Source organism: Natrialba swarupiae, assembly GCF_008245225.1.
GTDB lineage: Archaea > Halobacteriota > Halobacteria > Halobacteriales > Natrialbaceae > Natrarchaeobius > Natrarchaeobius swarupiae.
Genome location: NZ_VTAW01000020.1, coordinates 36,407 through 52,290 on the forward strand (window position 1 = coordinate 36,407; position 15,884 = coordinate 52,290).

Annotated in this window: 17 protein-coding genes and 1 pseudogene; 10 read left to right on the forward strand and 8 right to left on the reverse strand. The window is 61.3% G+C overall.

What is annotated here, in order from left to right; all coding sequences use genetic code 11:
- The first annotated feature begins 14 nt into the window (after positions 1 to 14).
- The 8 genes from FYC77_RS14475 to FYC77_RS14505 all read left to right on the forward strand — a co-directional run bounded on the left by FYC77_RS14475 (position 15) and on the right by FYC77_RS14505 (position 6,114).
- Positions 15 to 815 carry an IclR family transcriptional regulator gene (locus tag FYC77_RS14475; RefSeq protein WP_149082204.1) on the forward strand — a complete coding sequence of 267 codons (801 nt, stop codon included), beginning with the start codon at positions 15 to 17 and terminating at the stop codon, positions 813 to 815.
- A gap of 544 nt (positions 816 to 1,359) precedes the next feature.
- Complete coding sequence (locus tag FYC77_RS20915) at positions 1,360 to 1,494, forward strand: hypothetical protein (protein ID WP_274381033.1); 135 nt, start codon at positions 1,360 to 1,362, stop codon at positions 1,492 to 1,494.
- A 72-nt stretch (positions 1,495 to 1,566) separates the two neighbouring features.
- Positions 1,567 to 2,538 carry a deoxyhypusine synthase gene (locus tag FYC77_RS14480; RefSeq protein ID WP_149082205.1) on the forward strand — a complete coding sequence of 324 codons (972 nt, stop codon included), beginning with the start codon at positions 1,567 to 1,569 and terminating at the stop codon, positions 2,536 to 2,538.
- Between the two features lie 278 nt (positions 2,539 to 2,816).
- Positions 2,817 to 2,981, forward strand: coding sequence for a cytochrome oxidase (locus FYC77_RS14485; protein WP_149082206.1), 165 nt, complete (start codon positions 2,817 to 2,819; stop codon positions 2,979 to 2,981).
- Between the two features lie 10 nt (positions 2,982 to 2,991).
- A complete protein-coding gene (locus FYC77_RS14490; protein WP_149082207.1) occupies positions 2,992 to 3,780 on the forward strand; it encodes a cytochrome c oxidase subunit II in 789 nt (262 codons plus the stop codon).
- Positions 3,777 to 5,549: a b(o/a)3-type cytochrome-c oxidase subunit 1 gene (locus tag FYC77_RS14495; protein ID WP_149082208.1), complete on the forward strand. Its 1,773-nt coding sequence runs from the start codon at positions 3,777 to 3,779 to the stop codon at positions 5,547 to 5,549. The genes FYC77_RS14490 and FYC77_RS14495 overlap by 4 nt, the downstream gene beginning before the upstream one ends.
- Before the next feature lie 8 nt (positions 5,550 to 5,557).
- Positions 5,558 to 5,749 (forward strand): CbaC protein, encoded by a 192-nt coding sequence (locus FYC77_RS14500; protein ID WP_149082209.1) that lies wholly within the window; start codon positions 5,558 to 5,560, stop codon positions 5,747 to 5,749.
- Positions 5,750 to 5,913: 164 nt separating this feature from the next.
- Positions 5,914 to 6,114 carry a cytochrome-ba3 oxidase subunit gene (locus FYC77_RS14505; protein ID WP_149082210.1) on the forward strand — a complete coding sequence of 67 codons (201 nt, stop codon included), beginning with the start codon at positions 5,914 to 5,916 and terminating at the stop codon, positions 6,112 to 6,114.
- 115 nt (positions 6,115 to 6,229) lie between these two features.
- On the opposite strand, the gene FYC77_RS14510 is transcribed toward FYC77_RS14505, so the two are convergent.
- Positions 6,230 to 6,736 (reverse strand): cupredoxin domain-containing protein, encoded by a 507-nt coding sequence (locus tag FYC77_RS14510; protein ID WP_149082211.1) that lies wholly within the window; start codon positions 6,734 to 6,736, stop codon positions 6,230 to 6,232.
- 484 nt (positions 6,737 to 7,220) lie between these two features.
- On the opposite strand from FYC77_RS14510, the gene FYC77_RS14515 reads away from it, so the two are divergent.
- Positions 7,221 to 8,531, forward strand: coding sequence for a polysaccharide deacetylase family protein (locus FYC77_RS14515; protein ID WP_149082212.1), 1,311 nt, complete (start codon positions 7,221 to 7,223; stop codon positions 8,529 to 8,531).
- A 115-nt stretch (positions 8,532 to 8,646) separates the two neighbouring features.
- On the opposite strand, the gene FYC77_RS14520 is transcribed toward FYC77_RS14515, so the two are convergent.
- The 6 genes and pseudogenes from FYC77_RS14520 to FYC77_RS14545 form a co-directional block, all read right to left on the reverse strand.
- Positions 8,647 to 9,675 (reverse strand): NAD(P)/FAD-dependent oxidoreductase, encoded by a 1,029-nt coding sequence (locus FYC77_RS14520; protein ID WP_149082213.1) that lies wholly within the window; start codon positions 9,673 to 9,675, stop codon positions 8,647 to 8,649.
- Positions 9,672 to 10,019: a thioredoxin gene (trxA, locus tag FYC77_RS14525; protein WP_149082214.1), complete on the reverse strand. Its 348-nt coding sequence runs from the start codon at positions 10,017 to 10,019 to the stop codon at positions 9,672 to 9,674. The genes FYC77_RS14520 and trxA overlap by 4 nt, the downstream gene beginning before the upstream one ends.
- A 114-nt stretch (positions 10,020 to 10,133) precedes the next feature.
- Entirely contained in the window at positions 10,134 to 11,249 is a 1,116-nt protein-coding gene (locus FYC77_RS14530; protein ID WP_149082215.1) for an aminotransferase class V-fold PLP-dependent enzyme, read from the reverse strand.
- 106 nt (positions 11,250 to 11,355) lie between these two features.
- Positions 11,356 to 11,559: pseudogene (locus FYC77_RS14535) on the reverse strand (M20 family metallopeptidase); the annotation flags it as partial.
- A 69-nt stretch (positions 11,560 to 11,628) separates the two neighbouring features.
- Entirely contained in the window at positions 11,629 to 12,972 is a 1,344-nt protein-coding gene (locus FYC77_RS14540; protein ID WP_149082217.1) for an FAD-dependent oxidoreductase, read from the reverse strand.
- 66 nt (positions 12,973 to 13,038) lie between these two features.
- Positions 13,039 to 13,740, reverse strand: a complete 702-nt coding sequence (locus FYC77_RS14545) for a DUF2270 domain-containing protein (protein ID WP_149082218.1) — start codon at positions 13,738 to 13,740, stop codon at positions 13,039 to 13,041.
- Positions 13,741 to 13,987: 247 nt separating this feature from the next.
- Here FYC77_RS14545 and FYC77_RS14550 point away from each other — a divergent pair, with 247 nt between their 5' ends.
- Positions 13,988 to 14,407, forward strand: a complete 420-nt coding sequence (locus FYC77_RS14550) for a helix-turn-helix domain-containing protein (RefSeq protein ID WP_149082219.1) — start codon at positions 13,988 to 13,990, stop codon at positions 14,405 to 14,407.
- A gap of 299 nt (positions 14,408 to 14,706) precedes the next feature.
- On the opposite strand, the gene FYC77_RS14555 is transcribed toward FYC77_RS14550, so the two are convergent.
- A complete protein-coding gene (locus FYC77_RS14555; RefSeq protein WP_238386967.1) occupies positions 14,707 to 15,822 on the reverse strand; it encodes an MFS transporter in 1,116 nt (371 codons plus the stop codon).
- Positions 15,823 to 15,884: the final 62 nt, after the last annotated feature.

The window sequence follows — 15,884 nt, forward strand, 5'->3', positions numbered from 1 at the left end:
CGATACGAACCGCTATGACCAGACAGACGGCGAAAACCACGAAACGGTCACTGGGCGTGATCGATACGATCCAGACGCAGGGTGGTGCAACGCTCGAGGAGCTGACCGACGAACTCGAGATGTCGCGAAGTACGGTTCACCTCCATCTCCGAACCCTCCTCGATGAGGGGTATCTCACGAAGGAGGGTGCGGTCTATCATATCGGGTTGCGCTTTCTCAACCACGGAGAGTACGCGCGATCACGGAAGACGGCGTACACGTTGGCAAAACAGACCGTGACGGAACTGTCGAACGAGATCGACGAGGAGGTCGAGTTCGTCGTCGAAAACGACAACCGCGGTATTCTGGTCTACGAATCCTTCCACCCGGACAGCCACTTTCCGTCCAAGGAGCGCCACATCTCCACTGCTCCGAGTTCCGCCGGGATCTACTACTATCTCCACTGCGTCGCGACCGGGAAAGCGATTCTCGCTGCACTCCCCGACGACCGCGTCGAAGCGATCCTCGACGACTGGGGGCTCCCCAGACAGACAACGCAGACGATTACGGACCGGAACGCCCTCCTCGAGGAACTCGAGCAGGTTCGCGAGCGAGGCGTCGCGTTCGCCGACGAGGAGTACGTCGACGGCCTCAGAGAAGTCGGTCGGTGCGTCAGGGGCCCCGACGGGCGTGTTCTCGGTGCGGTCGCCATCATCGGTCCAAAGTATCGGTTCACGGACGATCGGTACACCACCGAACTACCCGCGATCCTGGCGGAGTACGTCGACGACCTCGAGGCGACGATCGAGGACTCGTATCTCGAAGAGTTTCGGTGACGTCCCGTGATAGTCTGGGCGGTGCGCTTGCTTTGCTCTCCGGATAGGGACGGACGTGGATGAGTTCCACCGATTGCGCGCTGGGCTGGGCTCGTGTCGTCGCGGTATCGGTCCGCTATACGTGGACTTTTATTATATGTGTTCTACGAGCGATACCTTTACTGGTTGGTCTCCCAATCTAACCTGCGAAATAGACCGAACATGGTCGCTCTTCGATTACAATCATACTCCTGTAATAAACGGTCGAGTGAGTTTGATCGAGATCGGTACGTCCGTACATGTTGTACTATTATATACTTGATGTGGTCTACTGTTACGATGTCTGTATCACGTCCCGTCGGCGACCGACTCCTTGTTGTAGGATTAATGAAAAATTCAGCTCAAACCAATAAGTGAGTATGGACAGTGTGAGTACGAGCGTCGAACAGTTGGTACTATCGTTCGGTCGGCGAACACCTCGAGAACCTCGAGGCGATCACGGCGGACGAGCTGTGACCCACCGGAGACCAAACGCTTTATCTCGGGGTGCTGGCTACTATCGGGCATGGTGTTCGACGACGTGCTTAGCGGCGACCAGCTTACGGGCCGTCAAGCGACGGCGATCTTCGTCGCATGGTTAACGGTCGTGATCGCAGTTGGCATTGTTATGCTCGTGTATACGAGAGCGATGGTCGGGTAGTCGCGGTCGTCTCGGCGCGCTCACTCGTCTCGAGACGAGGGATTCAAATCAGTCGTCGCACAACGAGAGGGTATGACCGACGACGAATCCCGAGAACACGTCCTTCCGGGGAGCGGCGACGAACTATCCACGGCGGACGTCCGCGGATACGATTTCCGCGGCGAGTTCGACTTTCAGGACCTCATGTCGTCCTACGAGACGACGGGGTTTCAGGCGACACAACTCGCAGAGGCCATCGATATCGCCGAACGAATGCAAGAAGACGACGCGACCGTCTACCTCACGTTCACCTCGAACATCATCTCCTCGGGGCTGCGTGAAGTAGTCGCGTACCTGGTACGCGAAGGGTACGTCGACGTGCTCATCACGACGTCGGGATCGTTGACCGAAGACGTCATCAAGACCGAGAAGCCGTTCAAGATGGGCGAGTGGGACGCCGACGAGTCGACGCTTCGTGACCGTGGAATCAATCGTCTCGGAAATATCTTCGTCCCGTCCGATCGATACGTGTGGCTCGAGGAGTATCTCTACGACTTCTTCGAGGATTTCTTCGCGGAGGAGAAAGTTCGGACGCCGACGGCGTTCGCCCGGGAACTCGGGGAGACGCTCGACGACGAAGATTCCGTCCTGAAACAGGCCGCGGACAACGACGTTCCCGTCTACTGTCCGGCGCTGACGGACGCGGAGGTCGGAAACTTCCTCTATTATTACCGGCAGGGGTACGACTCGGAGGTCGGTATCGAGATTCTGGACGACTACGACTCGCTCATTGAGGACGGCTTGCTCGCCGATACGACGGGACTGATCGCCGTCGGCGGCGGCGTGCCGAAACACCACGCGATCATGACGAACCTGTTCCGGGGCGGTGCCGACTACGTCGTCTACATATCGACGGGGATGGAAGGGGATGGATCGCTCTCGGGAGCGCCACCCAACGAGGCGGTGTCGTGGGGGAAGATCAAAGAGCGGCGGACGAACTACACGCAAATCGAAGCCGAAGCCACGCTCGTGTTCCCGCTGCTGGTCGCGAGTGCGTTCACGTAACGCTCGCCGTCGGCATCGATTCGAAATCACCGATCGATTCGTTTCGGGTAGTGTCGTCGACAGCCCCGACGTCGAGTCGATCCCGACCAGGCGGACAGTGGACTCTACAATCATACTAGTCTAGACAGTTCACTGATATTGCTTCGTACGGTCGACAGCGACAGCAAGATCGCCCCGTGTATCCTGTTCTTACTTACATCGTTTCACGGGTGAAAGTGTGATTTATATCAGGTAACCGCACCTGCTTTTATTACCGTTACCGTGGTATCGCGCTCGCCATGGATGACACCACCGCTGCTCGAGAGATCGACCACGATGAGTTCGACCCATACGGGACGCTGGCGTTGATCGTCCTGTACTTCGTCGTCCTCACGCTGATGTGGGTGTTTACGTACTTCGTCGAATTCCTCGGGAACGCACCGACGCCGATGATCGTCCTGTAAGGTGTCGACGATGAGGATTCACCAGTACGAACGGCTGTGGCTGATCGGGGCGATGGTACTCATCGTCGGCTTCATCGTCACGATCACGTACGGGGCGGTCGGGCTCGGAATTACCATGGTCGACGATCAGGAAGCAACGCTCCCACCGGACGATATCGACGACGACGAACGCTTTGCGGATCCCCGCGTCGAACAGGTGGGTGAAGACGAGTACGAGGCCTACGTCGTCGCGATGACGTTCATTTACCAGCCGGATCCGATCGAAGTCCCGGCCAACAGCGAGGTGACGTTCTACGTCACGTCTCGGGACGTGATCCACAGTTTCACCGTCGTCGGAACGAACACGAACACGATGGTCATTCCCGGCGAGGTGTCAGTGATGACCGTCGAGTTCGACGAACCCGGCGAGTACGGCGTGGTCTGTAACGAGTACTGTGGCTCCGGTCACCACGACATGGAGGGCGAGTTGATCGTCCACCCCGAAGACGAGTTCACTCTGACCGAACTCGCAGTGGACGCGCCGGAATCGGTCGCTCCTGGGGACGACGTCGAACTCGAGGCGACGATCGACAACGGGTTGCTCGAGGACCTCGACGTCACCCTCGAGGCGGAGATCGGCGACGAGACGTTCGAGGAGGACGTCACGGTGGCCGGCGACGGTTCGGAGACGGTGACGATCACCGTCGACGGCGAGGAGCTCGGCGAGGGTGACCACGACTGGACAATCTCGGTGGACGACGAAACCGAGAGCGGGTCCGTAACGGTCGGCGACGAGGAGGACGGAGGTGACGACTCGTGACGGACCTGTTCGTCGACAGCTATCCCAAGCAGGCTCGAGTCGTCCGTTCGGCGTTTCTGACCGCCTACATCGCCCTGGGGATCGGGGCGCTCTTCGGCGTGTTACAGGCGTTACACCGGACCGACATCCTCCGACTCGTCGAGTCGCCGACGTACTATACCATCCTGACGGGCCACGGCGTCTTTCTGGTCATCACGTTCACGATCTTCTTCCTCGTGGGACTCTATCAGTGGGCGGTAACGGACAGTCTGGGTCGTGGCCCCGTCGACATGCGACTCACCTGGGCGTGGTACGGGTTGATGTCCTCCGGGACGCTTCTGGCTGCGATCGCGATACTCGCCGGGTTTCTGGACGATCCGCCGACCGTCCTCGGCTCCGAACTGAGTGCTGACGTCCTCTTTACGTTCTACGCGCCGTTGCAAGCGAATCCGATCTTTTATGTTGGACTCGTCCTGTTCGTCGTCGGGACGTGGCTTGCCGGTGCCGATTGGTTCCGAACCTGGTGGTCCTGGAAGCAAGAGAATCCGGATGCACGCATCCCGTTACCAACGTTCATGGTCCTCACGACGATGATTATGTGGTATATCTCCTCGATCGGCGTAGCGGTATCCATTCTCGCGTTCATCTTGCCGTGGTCGCTGGGCCTCACAGGCAGTCTCAACCCCACGCTGACGCGGACGCTGTTCTGGTACTTCGGGCATCCAGTCGTCTACTTTTGGCTGTTGCCAGCGTACCTCCTGTGGTACACCGTCCTGCCCAAACTCTCCGGCGGGCGGCTGTTCAGCGATCCACTAGCACGCGTCGTCTTCATCCTCTTTATACTGCTCTCGACGCCCGTCGGGATTCACCACCAGTATCTCGATCCGGGCATCTCGGATGGATTCAAGTTTATCGTGATGACGAACACGATGTTCCTGCTGTTACCGAGTTTCTTAACAGCGTTCACCGTCGTCGCGAGCATGGAACACGGGGCCCGCCAACGCGGCGGCGACGGCTACTTCAACTGGCTTCAGGCGCTCCCCTGGCGCGACCCGGCCTTTACCGGAATGTCTCTCGCCGGTGTGGTCTTCGCGTTCGGCGGGTTCACGGGCATCGTCAACGCGGGCATGAACATCAACTACCTCGTCCACAACTCGCTGTGGGTGCCCGGTCACATCCACACGCAGGTCGGGACGGCCGTCGCGTTGACGTTCATGGCCGGGTCGTACTGGCTCGTTCCGCAGCTGACCGGTAACCGACTGGTCGGACGCGACGTCGCGCTGGTCCAGGTCGTCCTCTGGTTCGTCGGCATCGTCTTTATGACGAACTCGATGTACCGCGGCGGACTGATCGGCATTCCCCGGCGCTCGGCGGAACCGCAGTACGACTTCGACTACGAGATCGCCGTCGGTTCGATTCCCGAGATCCGCGCCCAGCTCGCCATCGGCGGCGTGTTGCTGTTCGTCTCGGCGATGCTCTTTCTCGTGTTGATCCTCCTGACTGCCTTCAACGACGACAGCGAGCCCATCGTCGACGGGACGATCCCGCCGGCGCTGTCCGGTCCCGAGGATTCACCGCGAGTCCTCGACGACCTCCGGGTGTGGATCGCGATCGCGCTCGTTCTCGTGGCTATCGCCTACGCGTTCCCACTCGCCAATATCGTGAGTCGCGGCGGCCTGTTCGGCCCCGATATCGGTCCGTTCCCGGTCGTCGTCGAGACCGTCGCGTCCGTGCTATCTACCACCGACACTGGAATGTATCTCGAGGCCCTAGTCGAGACCGAATCGTGAATCACCTGATGCGGACCTCCCCCGCCAAACTCCTGATCCTGATCGCGATACTCCTCGTGATCGTCGTCGAACTCCGAACGGTGCTCGCGTTTTTCGACGTCGAACTGACGGTTCTCCAGGGGATTGCAGTCGGTATCGTCGGAATCGCGCTGTTGCTCGTGTGGGCGTTTTCCCCCCTGTTCAGCGAGTCAGACCAGTGATGAGTCGAGACGTGCTCGGTGCCGAGGACTCTCGACTCACTTCTCGAGGCGACAGTCTCCGTTGGCTGTCGGCAGACGCGACTCTGCGGTCGGCGACTCGCAGCGCTCGTGTTGGCTGCGCTCGTGGTACTAGATTGATTACGCTTCGAGCCGTACAATCGGCTATGCTCGAAGACGTGTCACCACGTCACGCCGCTGCTGTCGGTTTGCTCGCGCTCTTCCCGACCGTCGTGTACGGGCTCGGCCATCCCGGACTCGCTGGATTCGTCGCTGCGGTCAACGTTGTCATCATCTTCGGGTCGCTGTACATCGCGCTGTCGCCGATCGACGAACCGAACGACATCGACGACGGTGCACCCTCCTGACGACGCCGAGGGAACGGCGGTCGAACGGCCCTGACCGTACTGACGGACAGTACAGAACGGGCGTCCGTCTCGCTATCTGATGAGTGTAAGGACTGGATACAGCACAGACGGCGAACTACTCGGCCCGGACCTCGAGCGATCCGACCATCTCCCGTTCGTGGGTCTCACACAGGTAGACGTCCATCTCGCTGCCTGCCTCGACGACGGTCGTCGTTTCTTCACCCTCGGTATCGACGAACGCGGTCGAAACTAGCGGCTCGTCTCCGTCCTCCCAGATCGCGAAGTTGTGTACGTCACCGTCGGCGTTCGTCCAGATAAACTCGTACTCGCGGCCCTCGTAGAGGGCCAGATCGGGGTTCGTTTCGCCGTCGATCGGTGCTGGGCGACGTCCGACCCACCCGTCGTCGGCGTGGGCCTCGAGTTCGATCGCGTCGACGTCTTCCCACTCGGCGTCTGGTGGATCGGCGTCGTCCGCAGCCTCGTCGGCCCCTTCGTCGTCGCGGTCCGATTCGGCGTCACCTTCGCCCGTCCCGTCGGTACAGCCCGCGAGAACGGCGCTACTGATTCCGCTCGCGACCGCACAGAGCAGCGTCCGTCGAGAGCGTTGGTCGGGCGATATCATACTCACGGGTTGGTGGTCCGGTCCGGTAAACCCGTGGCCGGCATTCGCCCACAACCCCGCTGCCGTCGGAAGTACACGATTACGTGATAGTCGAGAGTCGAACTGTCATCTCACGTGATCTAACACGCACAGTGCGGAATTCATCTCACGACTAGTGCCGTTGGGTTTCTCCCCCTTCTCGTAGAAACGTCCCTGTACACCTGACTGCAGCACAGCCGTCGATCGACGTATCGTTCGTTACCGTCGCTTGGCACTATCCGCTCGACGTCAGTACCGGTTCGACCACAAACCTGTCGTGTAGGACAGCGGTACAGCGGTCCGTATCACGGCTGTGGACTTTCTCAGATCGAAGCTCCCTAGTAGCGGAATACAGTCGACGGTGTTCATTCCGGTTACCGATAATAATCTTCGATGACAGAGACGATCACTGGAGCTATTGTGCTCATAACAATTCGTGTCAGCAGAACCGTTTCCTACCACACAGATGAGACGGCGAACGTACCTTACGACGACGACTGCGACGATAGGTGGACTCACCATCGCGGGATGTATGGGCGACGAAGCGACTGACGACGATCCCGGTGATGGCAACGGTGATCGTGACGACGACAGCAGTGAGACGACCGATACCGACGAGGATGACGCCCCAGAGGAGGACGAAACTGACGAGGAAGACGAACCGACCCCAGGGCTGGTCGGAACCTTCGATGACTTCGAAACTCTCGAGGAGTGGATGGCGTTCCAGGACATCGGCTCGCTGGAGGCGGATACGGACCGGGCGTACGACGGCTCACAGTCGGCACGTCTCACACCGCGTGAGGACGACGGCCAGGTCCGAATCCGGCGTTCGCTCGACGAACCGATCGACGTTCGCGACGTCACGCCTGGACTCGCGATGACCGCCGACAACCGCGGAATCGTGCGGATCCAACTGCAGGACGAAGACGGAGACTACGTCGAGTACAGCCAGCAGGTGCTGCCCGATATGCCGCTCGTTCGCAAGAACTTCGGGCTCACGCGTGTTCATGGAGACCCCGATCCGAGCGAAATCATCGTCCTCCAGGTCATCTGTTGGTTCAGCGATGACACCGAGAGTCAGGTCTGGGTCGACGACTTCCACTTCGTTCCCACTCCCGAGACCGGAAAGGTGATGCTCCAGTTCCACGGGGGCTACGAAACGCACTACACGGACGCGTTCCCGGTTCTCGAGGAGTACGATCTTCCGGCAACCGCGTTCGTGCCCACGAATCGGCTCCGTCCCGACGCCGCGGTTGCAGGTGATCGACTCCTCTACGATCAGGTCGACGAACTCGACGACGCCGGCTGGACGATCGCCAGTCAGTCCGCCCGCGGTGTTCACCTCGGAGGCGTCAATCCGAACGAACTGGAATCGAATCTCACCGACTCGATCGACTGGCTCACCGAACACGGCTACGAGGACGGTGCCCGGTTTTTCGCGTTCCCCGGTTCGGAGTACACCGCCGACTCCTACGAACTCGTCCAGGAACACTTCGATCTGGCGTTCGCGGGACAGACACAATCACAAGGGTACGCAGGGAATCCACACCTCTGTTCGCTCGTCGCCAATCCCGACCCCGAGGAGGCAGCCGGCCTGATCGACTGGACGGCCGAGTGGGGCGGTATCACGTCACTTGCCTACTATCAACTCGAGGAGAGTGATGCACTGACGAGCCTCGAAGAGGCGGCGTCCGCCCTCGACGAGCGCGCGGCGGCAGGCGACGTGGAGGTGATCACGCCCACCGAGATGGCAGACAACTACGTCTTCGAGGGGTGACTCGAACCGCTGTCGTTCTCTCATACGGACCGCTATGGGTCCGTCCCGGCCGAGTGCGGACCGATGGGCGATCGACCGGTATCAGTCATTGCAGACCGTATCAGACGGTCTCCCGTCAGTCGTCGGCCGGTGCTTCGGCGGCTGCAGGGGTTTCGGGAACGGCCTGTTGCTCGAGCCACGTCTCGGCGTCGAGGGCGGCCATGCTTCCGGTTCCTGCGGACGTGATCGCCTGCCGATAGTGGGGATCCATCACGTCGCCGGCCCCGAAGACGCCCTCGACCGCCGTTTCGGTCGTCAGCCCCTCCTGGGTGCGGAGGTGGCCGCTGTCGGCCAGTTCGATCGACGTGTCCGCGAGGAAGTCGGTGTTGGGGACGTGGCCGACGGCGTAGAAGATGCCGCCGGCGTCGACCGTCTCGCGTTCGACTGCGGATTCGTCGCGTTCCGTCGGATGGCCGTCGGGGTGAGACACGAGCGTCGCGCCGGTCACTCCCTCCGCTTGCGAGCCGCGGATATCGACGAGTTCGGTGTTCCAGCGGAACGAGATCACGTCGTGGTTGCGAGCTCGTTTGGCCATCACCTCGGAGGCGCGTAACTCGTCGCGGCGGTGGACCACTGTGACGCTGTCGGCGAATTTCGCGAGGAAGAGCGCCTCTTCCATCGCGGAGTCGCCGCCACCGATTACGAGGACGTCGTCACCCCGGTGGAACGCGCCGTCGCAGGTAGCACACGTCGAGACGCCGTAACCCATCATCTCGTCCTCGCCGTCGGCACCGACCCAGCGCGCGCTCGCGCCGGTCGCGACGATCAGCGCGCGCGTTCGCAGGGTGTTGCCGTTCGACAGCTCGAGTTCGAACGGCCGATTTTCGAGCGTCGCCTCCTCGACGGTGGCGTGCTCGAATTCGGCGCCGAAGCGTTCGGCCTGCTCTTTCCCGCGCTGGATCAGTTCCATACCGCCGACGCCGTCGGGAAAGCCCAGGTAGTTCTCGACGTCGGTCGTCAGCGTCAGCTGGCCACCCGGCTCCGGCCCCTCGAGTACGGTCGGCTCGAGGTCGGCTCGTGCGGCGTAAACCGCCGCCGAAAGCCCCGCAACGCCGGAGCCGACGATCACGACGTCCGAGACGGAGTCGGGTGTTCTCTCGCTCATTCGGTGTATCCTTCGATCAGGTCACGCAGTTGGTCCGCCGGCAACGCGCCGGTGTGCTGTTCGACCTGCTCACCGTCCGCAAAGAGGACGAGCGTCGGAACGCCCCTGACGCCGTAGGCACCGGCGAGTTGCTGGTGGTCGTCGACGTCGACTTTCGCGACGACGGCGTCCGTCTCGCCCGCTAGATTCTCGAGGACGGGCTCGAGCATCTTACACGGTCCACACCACGTCGCGAAGAAGTCGACGAGCACGACGTCGTGCTCGTCGACGATCGCGTCGAGGTGGTCCGCGCCCTCGACGGGAAGCGGGTCGTCGGTCGATCCGGTGTGAGTCTCGGTTGTCATCACCTAACCGTAGGTGCCACTGGTGTTTAAAGGTTTTGGACACACTATACAATACTGCTCTGGGCGAGCGATTCCAACACTCACACCGCCGAGAGCGGACGCCGCGACGACGGCCTACCACTCGGATTCCAGGCTCTCGAGCAGTCGATCGACGTCACCAGCGGTGTTGACCGCGTGGACGGAGGCTCGCACGGCGTTTGGCCAGGGTAACGGTCGAACGACAATGCCGGCGGCGGCCAGGCGGTCGACCGTCTCGGCCGGATTGTCGACGTCGATCGTCACCAGGCCCGATTCCGGCGTCGATGGGCTCAGGAGCCGGTCGTCGGGGAGGCTGTCGGCCAGTCGGCCGGCGAGTCGGCGAACGCGGTCTTCGATTCGGCCGATACCGACCTCGTCGATCGCGTCGATCGCTTCGCGGAGTGCGACGTGGGCCGCCGGATTCGCCGATCCGACTTCGAACCGACGCGCGCCGGCGGCGAACTCGAACGGGTCGGCGGTCGGCGTCTCGACGCTCCGATAGCCGACCGTCCGCGGCTCGAGTCCGTCGGCGACGGACCGATCGACGTAGAGGAAGCCACCGCCCCACAGTCCCAGCAGCCACTTGTGGCCGGCAGCGGCGACCGCGTCGGCACCCCACGCCGACACGTCCATCGACAGCTGTCCGGGAACCTGTACCGCGTCGACGAGCGCGAGCGCGCCGGCGTCGTGAGCGACGTCGACCAGTTCGGCCACTGGGAGCTGCGTTCCGTGGGTCCACGTCACCGCGCTGAAACAGGCCAGGTCGGCGTCGGAAACGGCTTCGGCGAACCGATCGCGATCGATTCGGCCGCCGTCGGTCTCGACGACGCGAACCTCGACGCCCTCCCGCTCGAGGCGTTGCCAGGGAAGGATGCCGGCAGGATGCTCGAGATCCGTTCGGACGACGACGTCGCCGGGGTGCCAGTCGATCGCGTTCGCGACCGCGTTGATTCCGGCCGTCGTGCTCTCTGTGAGCGCGATCTCGTCGGGGTCGGCACCGACGAACGACGCGACCGTCTCTCGCGTGCGATCGAACGCTCGAAACGCCGTCTCGTACGGGTCGTCCGTAACGGGGGAGTCGTACTCGTGTGTGCGGACGAACTCGTCTGCGGCGTCGACGACGTACTTCGGACTCGGACCGTGAGCGCCGAAGTTGAGGTAGACGTCGTCCTGTAGCGCGGGGATATCTGCTCGAAGTTCGAGTGGAGTCATCGTGTTCGGAACCGATACTACACTCGGTGCCGGTAATAATCTTGCTACTTTTGCACAATATAGGGAACGGCGAACATCGTCCCGAATCCGACGAACTCGATCCGGCCTACGAGTCGTCGAGGGCGGTCGTCCACGCCTCCGGGAGCTGTGCGTAGACGACGGCGTTCGAGACGAGTGCGTCGACGGTGAGGTACTCGTCGACGGCGTGGACGGTGTCTGTCGACTCGGCGGTCGAAGACGTGGCTTCGACGATCGGCTGCTCGAGCGGTTCGGCCGTTCCGATGCTCCAGGAGGCGTCCGCGATCGTGATCGGCGACGTACGCCACAGGGACGTCGACGTCGTCAGAAGGATTCTCGATCTCGTCACCGCCGAACGTCGTCACTCGAGTTTCCCGGCGAGGACTTTCGCCGCGGTGAGGACCGGATCCCAGACGGGACTGAACGGCGGTGCGTACGCCAGATCGGCGTTCTGTAGTTCGGTGACGGTCATCCCCGCGTGAAGCGCCATCGTGACCGTATCGATTCGTTTGGCACCCTCACGGCCGACGACGGTGCCCCCGAGTAGCCGGCCACTCTCTCGGTCAGCAACGAGCGTGACCGTGAGTTCCGCGCCGCCGGGGTAGTAGTGAGCGCGCGTCGACGCCGAGATCGTGACAGAAACCGGATCGAACCCTGCCTCGCGGCCCTGATCTTCGAGGAGACCCGTCCGGGCGGCCCCGAGGTCGAACGCCTTCACGATGGCCGTCCCCGCGATCTCGCCGATCGGGGTCGGATCGCCGGTGACGGTCTGACCGATCGCCCGGCCCGCACGGTTGGCGGTCAGCGCCAGCGGGACGTGATCCGGGTCGCCGGTCACGACGTGGCGGGCCTCGGCACAGTCGCCAGCGGCGAAGACGTTCTCGGCGGTCGTTCGGCCGTACTCGTCGGTCGCGATGGCACCAGTCGGACCGAGTTCGATCCCGGCGTCTTCGGCGAGGTCGACGTTCGGTGCGACACCGACGCCGACGATCACGATGTCGGCGGACACGGTTTCGTCCTCGAGTTCGACGCCACCGACTCGCTTCGCTCCAGTGAATCCCGAAACGGCGGTCTCGAGGTGCAAATTGACTCCGTGTGTGCGGAGGTGCTCTTCGACGACGTCGGCGACGTCCTCGCCGAATGGCTGGAGCACGTGGGGCAACATCTCGTAGAGGTGGACGTCGATATCGTGGGCTGCCATCGCTTCGGCCATCTCGATGCCGACGTAGCCACCCCCGACGATTGCGGCGGTCTCGAGGTCCCGTTCGGTGACGTACTCTTCGATAGCGTCGGCCTCATCCATGTCGTGGATGGTGAACACGCCCTCGAGTTCCAGCCCGTCGAACGGCGGTTCGATCGCGCTCGCGCCGGTTGCGATCAGGAGTTCGCCGTACGGTTGCTCGTAGGTTTCACCGTCGGCGTCGACCGTCACCACTTCGGCGTCGGGGTCGATGTCGACGACTTCTTCGCCCGTCCGCAGGTCGATATCCCGTTCGGTTCGAAACTCCTCGGGTGTGACGGTGACGAGGTCGTCGAGATCGTCGACGTCCCCCTTCACATAGTACGGCATCCCGCAGGCCGCATACGATACCCACTCGCCTCTCTCGAAGACGACGACGTCCACAGACGGATCTTCTCGCTTTGCCTTGCTCGCCGCACTCATTCCTGCCGCGTCACCGCCGATGACGACGAACGGTTCGGTCATACACGGATAGTTGGGGCGGTATGCCTAAAAAATTTCTAGTAGTTCCCAATACTACACAATCACGAATCACTCTTCGTCTTTCCACTCGCCGGCCTCGCCGTCGCGAAACTCCCCTTTGGCCTCGCGTTTGCGTGGCCAGAGCACGATCGCGACCAACGTCGCGTAGAACGCGCCGACGATCACGAAGACGACGGGTCCGGAGACCGATCCAACCGATGCGGCCCCGGAGAGCGAAGCGTCAGGGGCGAACGCCGCCACGCGAAAGAGCCATGCGAGGCCGAGGACGATCAACAGCGCCAGGTAGATTCGTCGAAGCCGGTTCGAAACGGCCTCGAACATCGTGATCTTGTACGTTGGCTGTCGGTAGTCCTCACCCAGTTCGGTCCGCCACTCGTCGTGTTCGACCGTCAGTGACGGATCGAGCACGTTCGCGAATAGATCCTGTTGAAACAGTCGGACGCGGGCGCGATAGACGTCGTAATCGCGGTATCGGCGGGCCTCGATCCAGCAGAACATTCCGACGGCCAACACGCCGACGAGGATGACGTAGTGTGGGTTGTCTGGACTCGAGAACGCCCACGTGAGAATCGCAGCGACCACCGTGACGCTCCAGGTCGTCGTCTGGTCGAGACGTGTTCGCCAGGTCGTTTCCCGATCTAACTCCCCGCGATACGCGTCGCCGAAGACCGTACTCAACTCCGACGTGTCCCGTCCCATCTCGCGGCCGGGATCGGTGGCCGTCTGCTCGGTATCGGTGTCGTCGGTCATCGGTTCCGGGTCGCCGTTCGACGCGCACCACGATATAACGGCGGTGGGTTGTCAGTGTTGCTGACGCGCCCAGCGTCCGATCACTCGAGACAGACCCGTTCGAGACGGTCCGTCACCACTGCCTTCGGGTGGGGGCTGCCGTCTCGCATCTCGGGTGGCTATCGAAGACACAGTCACCAACTCTAATACGAGTGTACAATACCCACAAAACTCTTTTATCACCGTGGCACCTCTGGACTAGTAGAACATGGCTCGATCGATGTCAGAACAACTCCAGCAGGATATGGAGTGTGAAGGGCTGTTGGAGTGTATTCACGGTCTCAAAGGTCTCGACAAGGAGTGTTTCCGGGTGATGGTCGAGAGCGACGAGCCGTTGACGATCGACGACGTTGCCGATGGGGTCGATCGTGAGCGCTCAACGGCGTACCGATCGATCCAGCGACTGTACGAGAGCGGTTTCATCCAGAAAGAGCAGATCAACTACGAACAAGGTGGCTACTACCACGTCTACTACCCCACCGACCCGGCCGAAATCGCAAACGACATGCAACGGATGATGAACGACTGGTACGCGAAGATGGGACAGCTCATCCAGGAGTTCGAAGATACGTACGAACTTCTCGCCGATGGTTCCGAACCACCTGAACTCCCGGACACTCGGGAGTAGTTTTCGATCGGAGATCACTCTGTTATACGGATTGCTGTGCCGTTTTCCCGCTGAAACCCCAAACTGGTCGCGGTTTCGGCGGTCCCGATTTATAGTACACCGTATTAGTTCTCGTCGGAAGTGAAAGAAACGCGTTGATGCGGTGTACTGTAAATTATTTCCGGCGCGACCGCGAGCCGTCTTGGGATCGAGCCGGCACATCGTTGCAGCTTTCAGTCTGACTGCCGACAGCATTGTCGCCACCACGAATCACCGAAAACAATGCTGTTGTCCGGACTGAGTACGCTCTGAGAACTGTGTTAGGCGCTTTTCTTTGGGTTGGGCATTCGGTACGTAAGCACGATCACGATCACGACGATTACTGCAAGGGCAACGTAGCCCTCGTTGAAAAATCCGCGGTCCGCTACGATACCGAACAGGACTGGTCCCGTCGCGCCGACCACGGCCGACACGGTTCGAACAGACCCAAGTCCAGTCCCCTGTATATCCGCCGGAAACTGCTCTGCGACGAACGATTGCGTGATCGCTCCGTTGCCGAGCATAGTACTGATCACCAACGTCACTATGAGGATCATTTCGAGACTCTCGACCACCGGGAGCAAAAGGAGCCCTGCGACCGGACCGAGGAGTACGCTAATGAGCGCCCATCGCATGCCGATCCGATCGTAGGCCACCCCGGCAATCGGTTTGACGATCGCACCTGCCGCGAAAAAGACCCCAAAGAGGACACTCGCCATCGTTGCCGAGACCTCCTTTTCGACCACCAGATACGTCGGAAAGAACGACGTGAACGCTTGCCAGAAGAAGAAAAACAGGATGAGAATGAAACTCACGAACATCATCGTTGGGCGGCGCAACTCATTTCCAACGTCACGAGCGGTGTCCATAGACAACGTTACCGTCGAACCCTCCGCTCGAGATTGCCTCGGAACGACGAGCCAGATGCCGACACCCCCGAGGATGAGAAGCGGGATCATGAAGCCGAGTCCTGCTTGCCAGACGAGCACTGCTGCGAGCGCACCCGCAACTGGTGGGATGAGAGTTTGTCCAATATCTCCGGTTGCCATGGTGAGCCCGAGAGCGCTTCCGAGCCGATCCGGGTAGGTTTCAGAGAGGATCGTGATTCGTGCAATCGGGTAAAGCGAGGTGGCGAGCCCCCATATCGCAACCGCAACGAACAGGATGGCTGCGTTCGGTGCGAGGACGACAGCCGTGAGGGCGATTACTACCAGACCCAGGGAGAGGGTCATGATCGCCCCTTCACTGTAATAATCAGCGAGGATCCCGCCGGGCAGTTGCCCGATTGCACCACCGAGCCAGAGCAACGTCACCAGGAACCCGACGATAGACAGACTCAGTCCGAACTCGCTCTGGATGTGGGGGAGTAACACGGGCAACGCCATGCGTGACCCCAACAAGAGCGCCCACGGGAAGGCGACGGCAACTAATATCTTCCCGCGCCCGTCTCGCCGGAGGG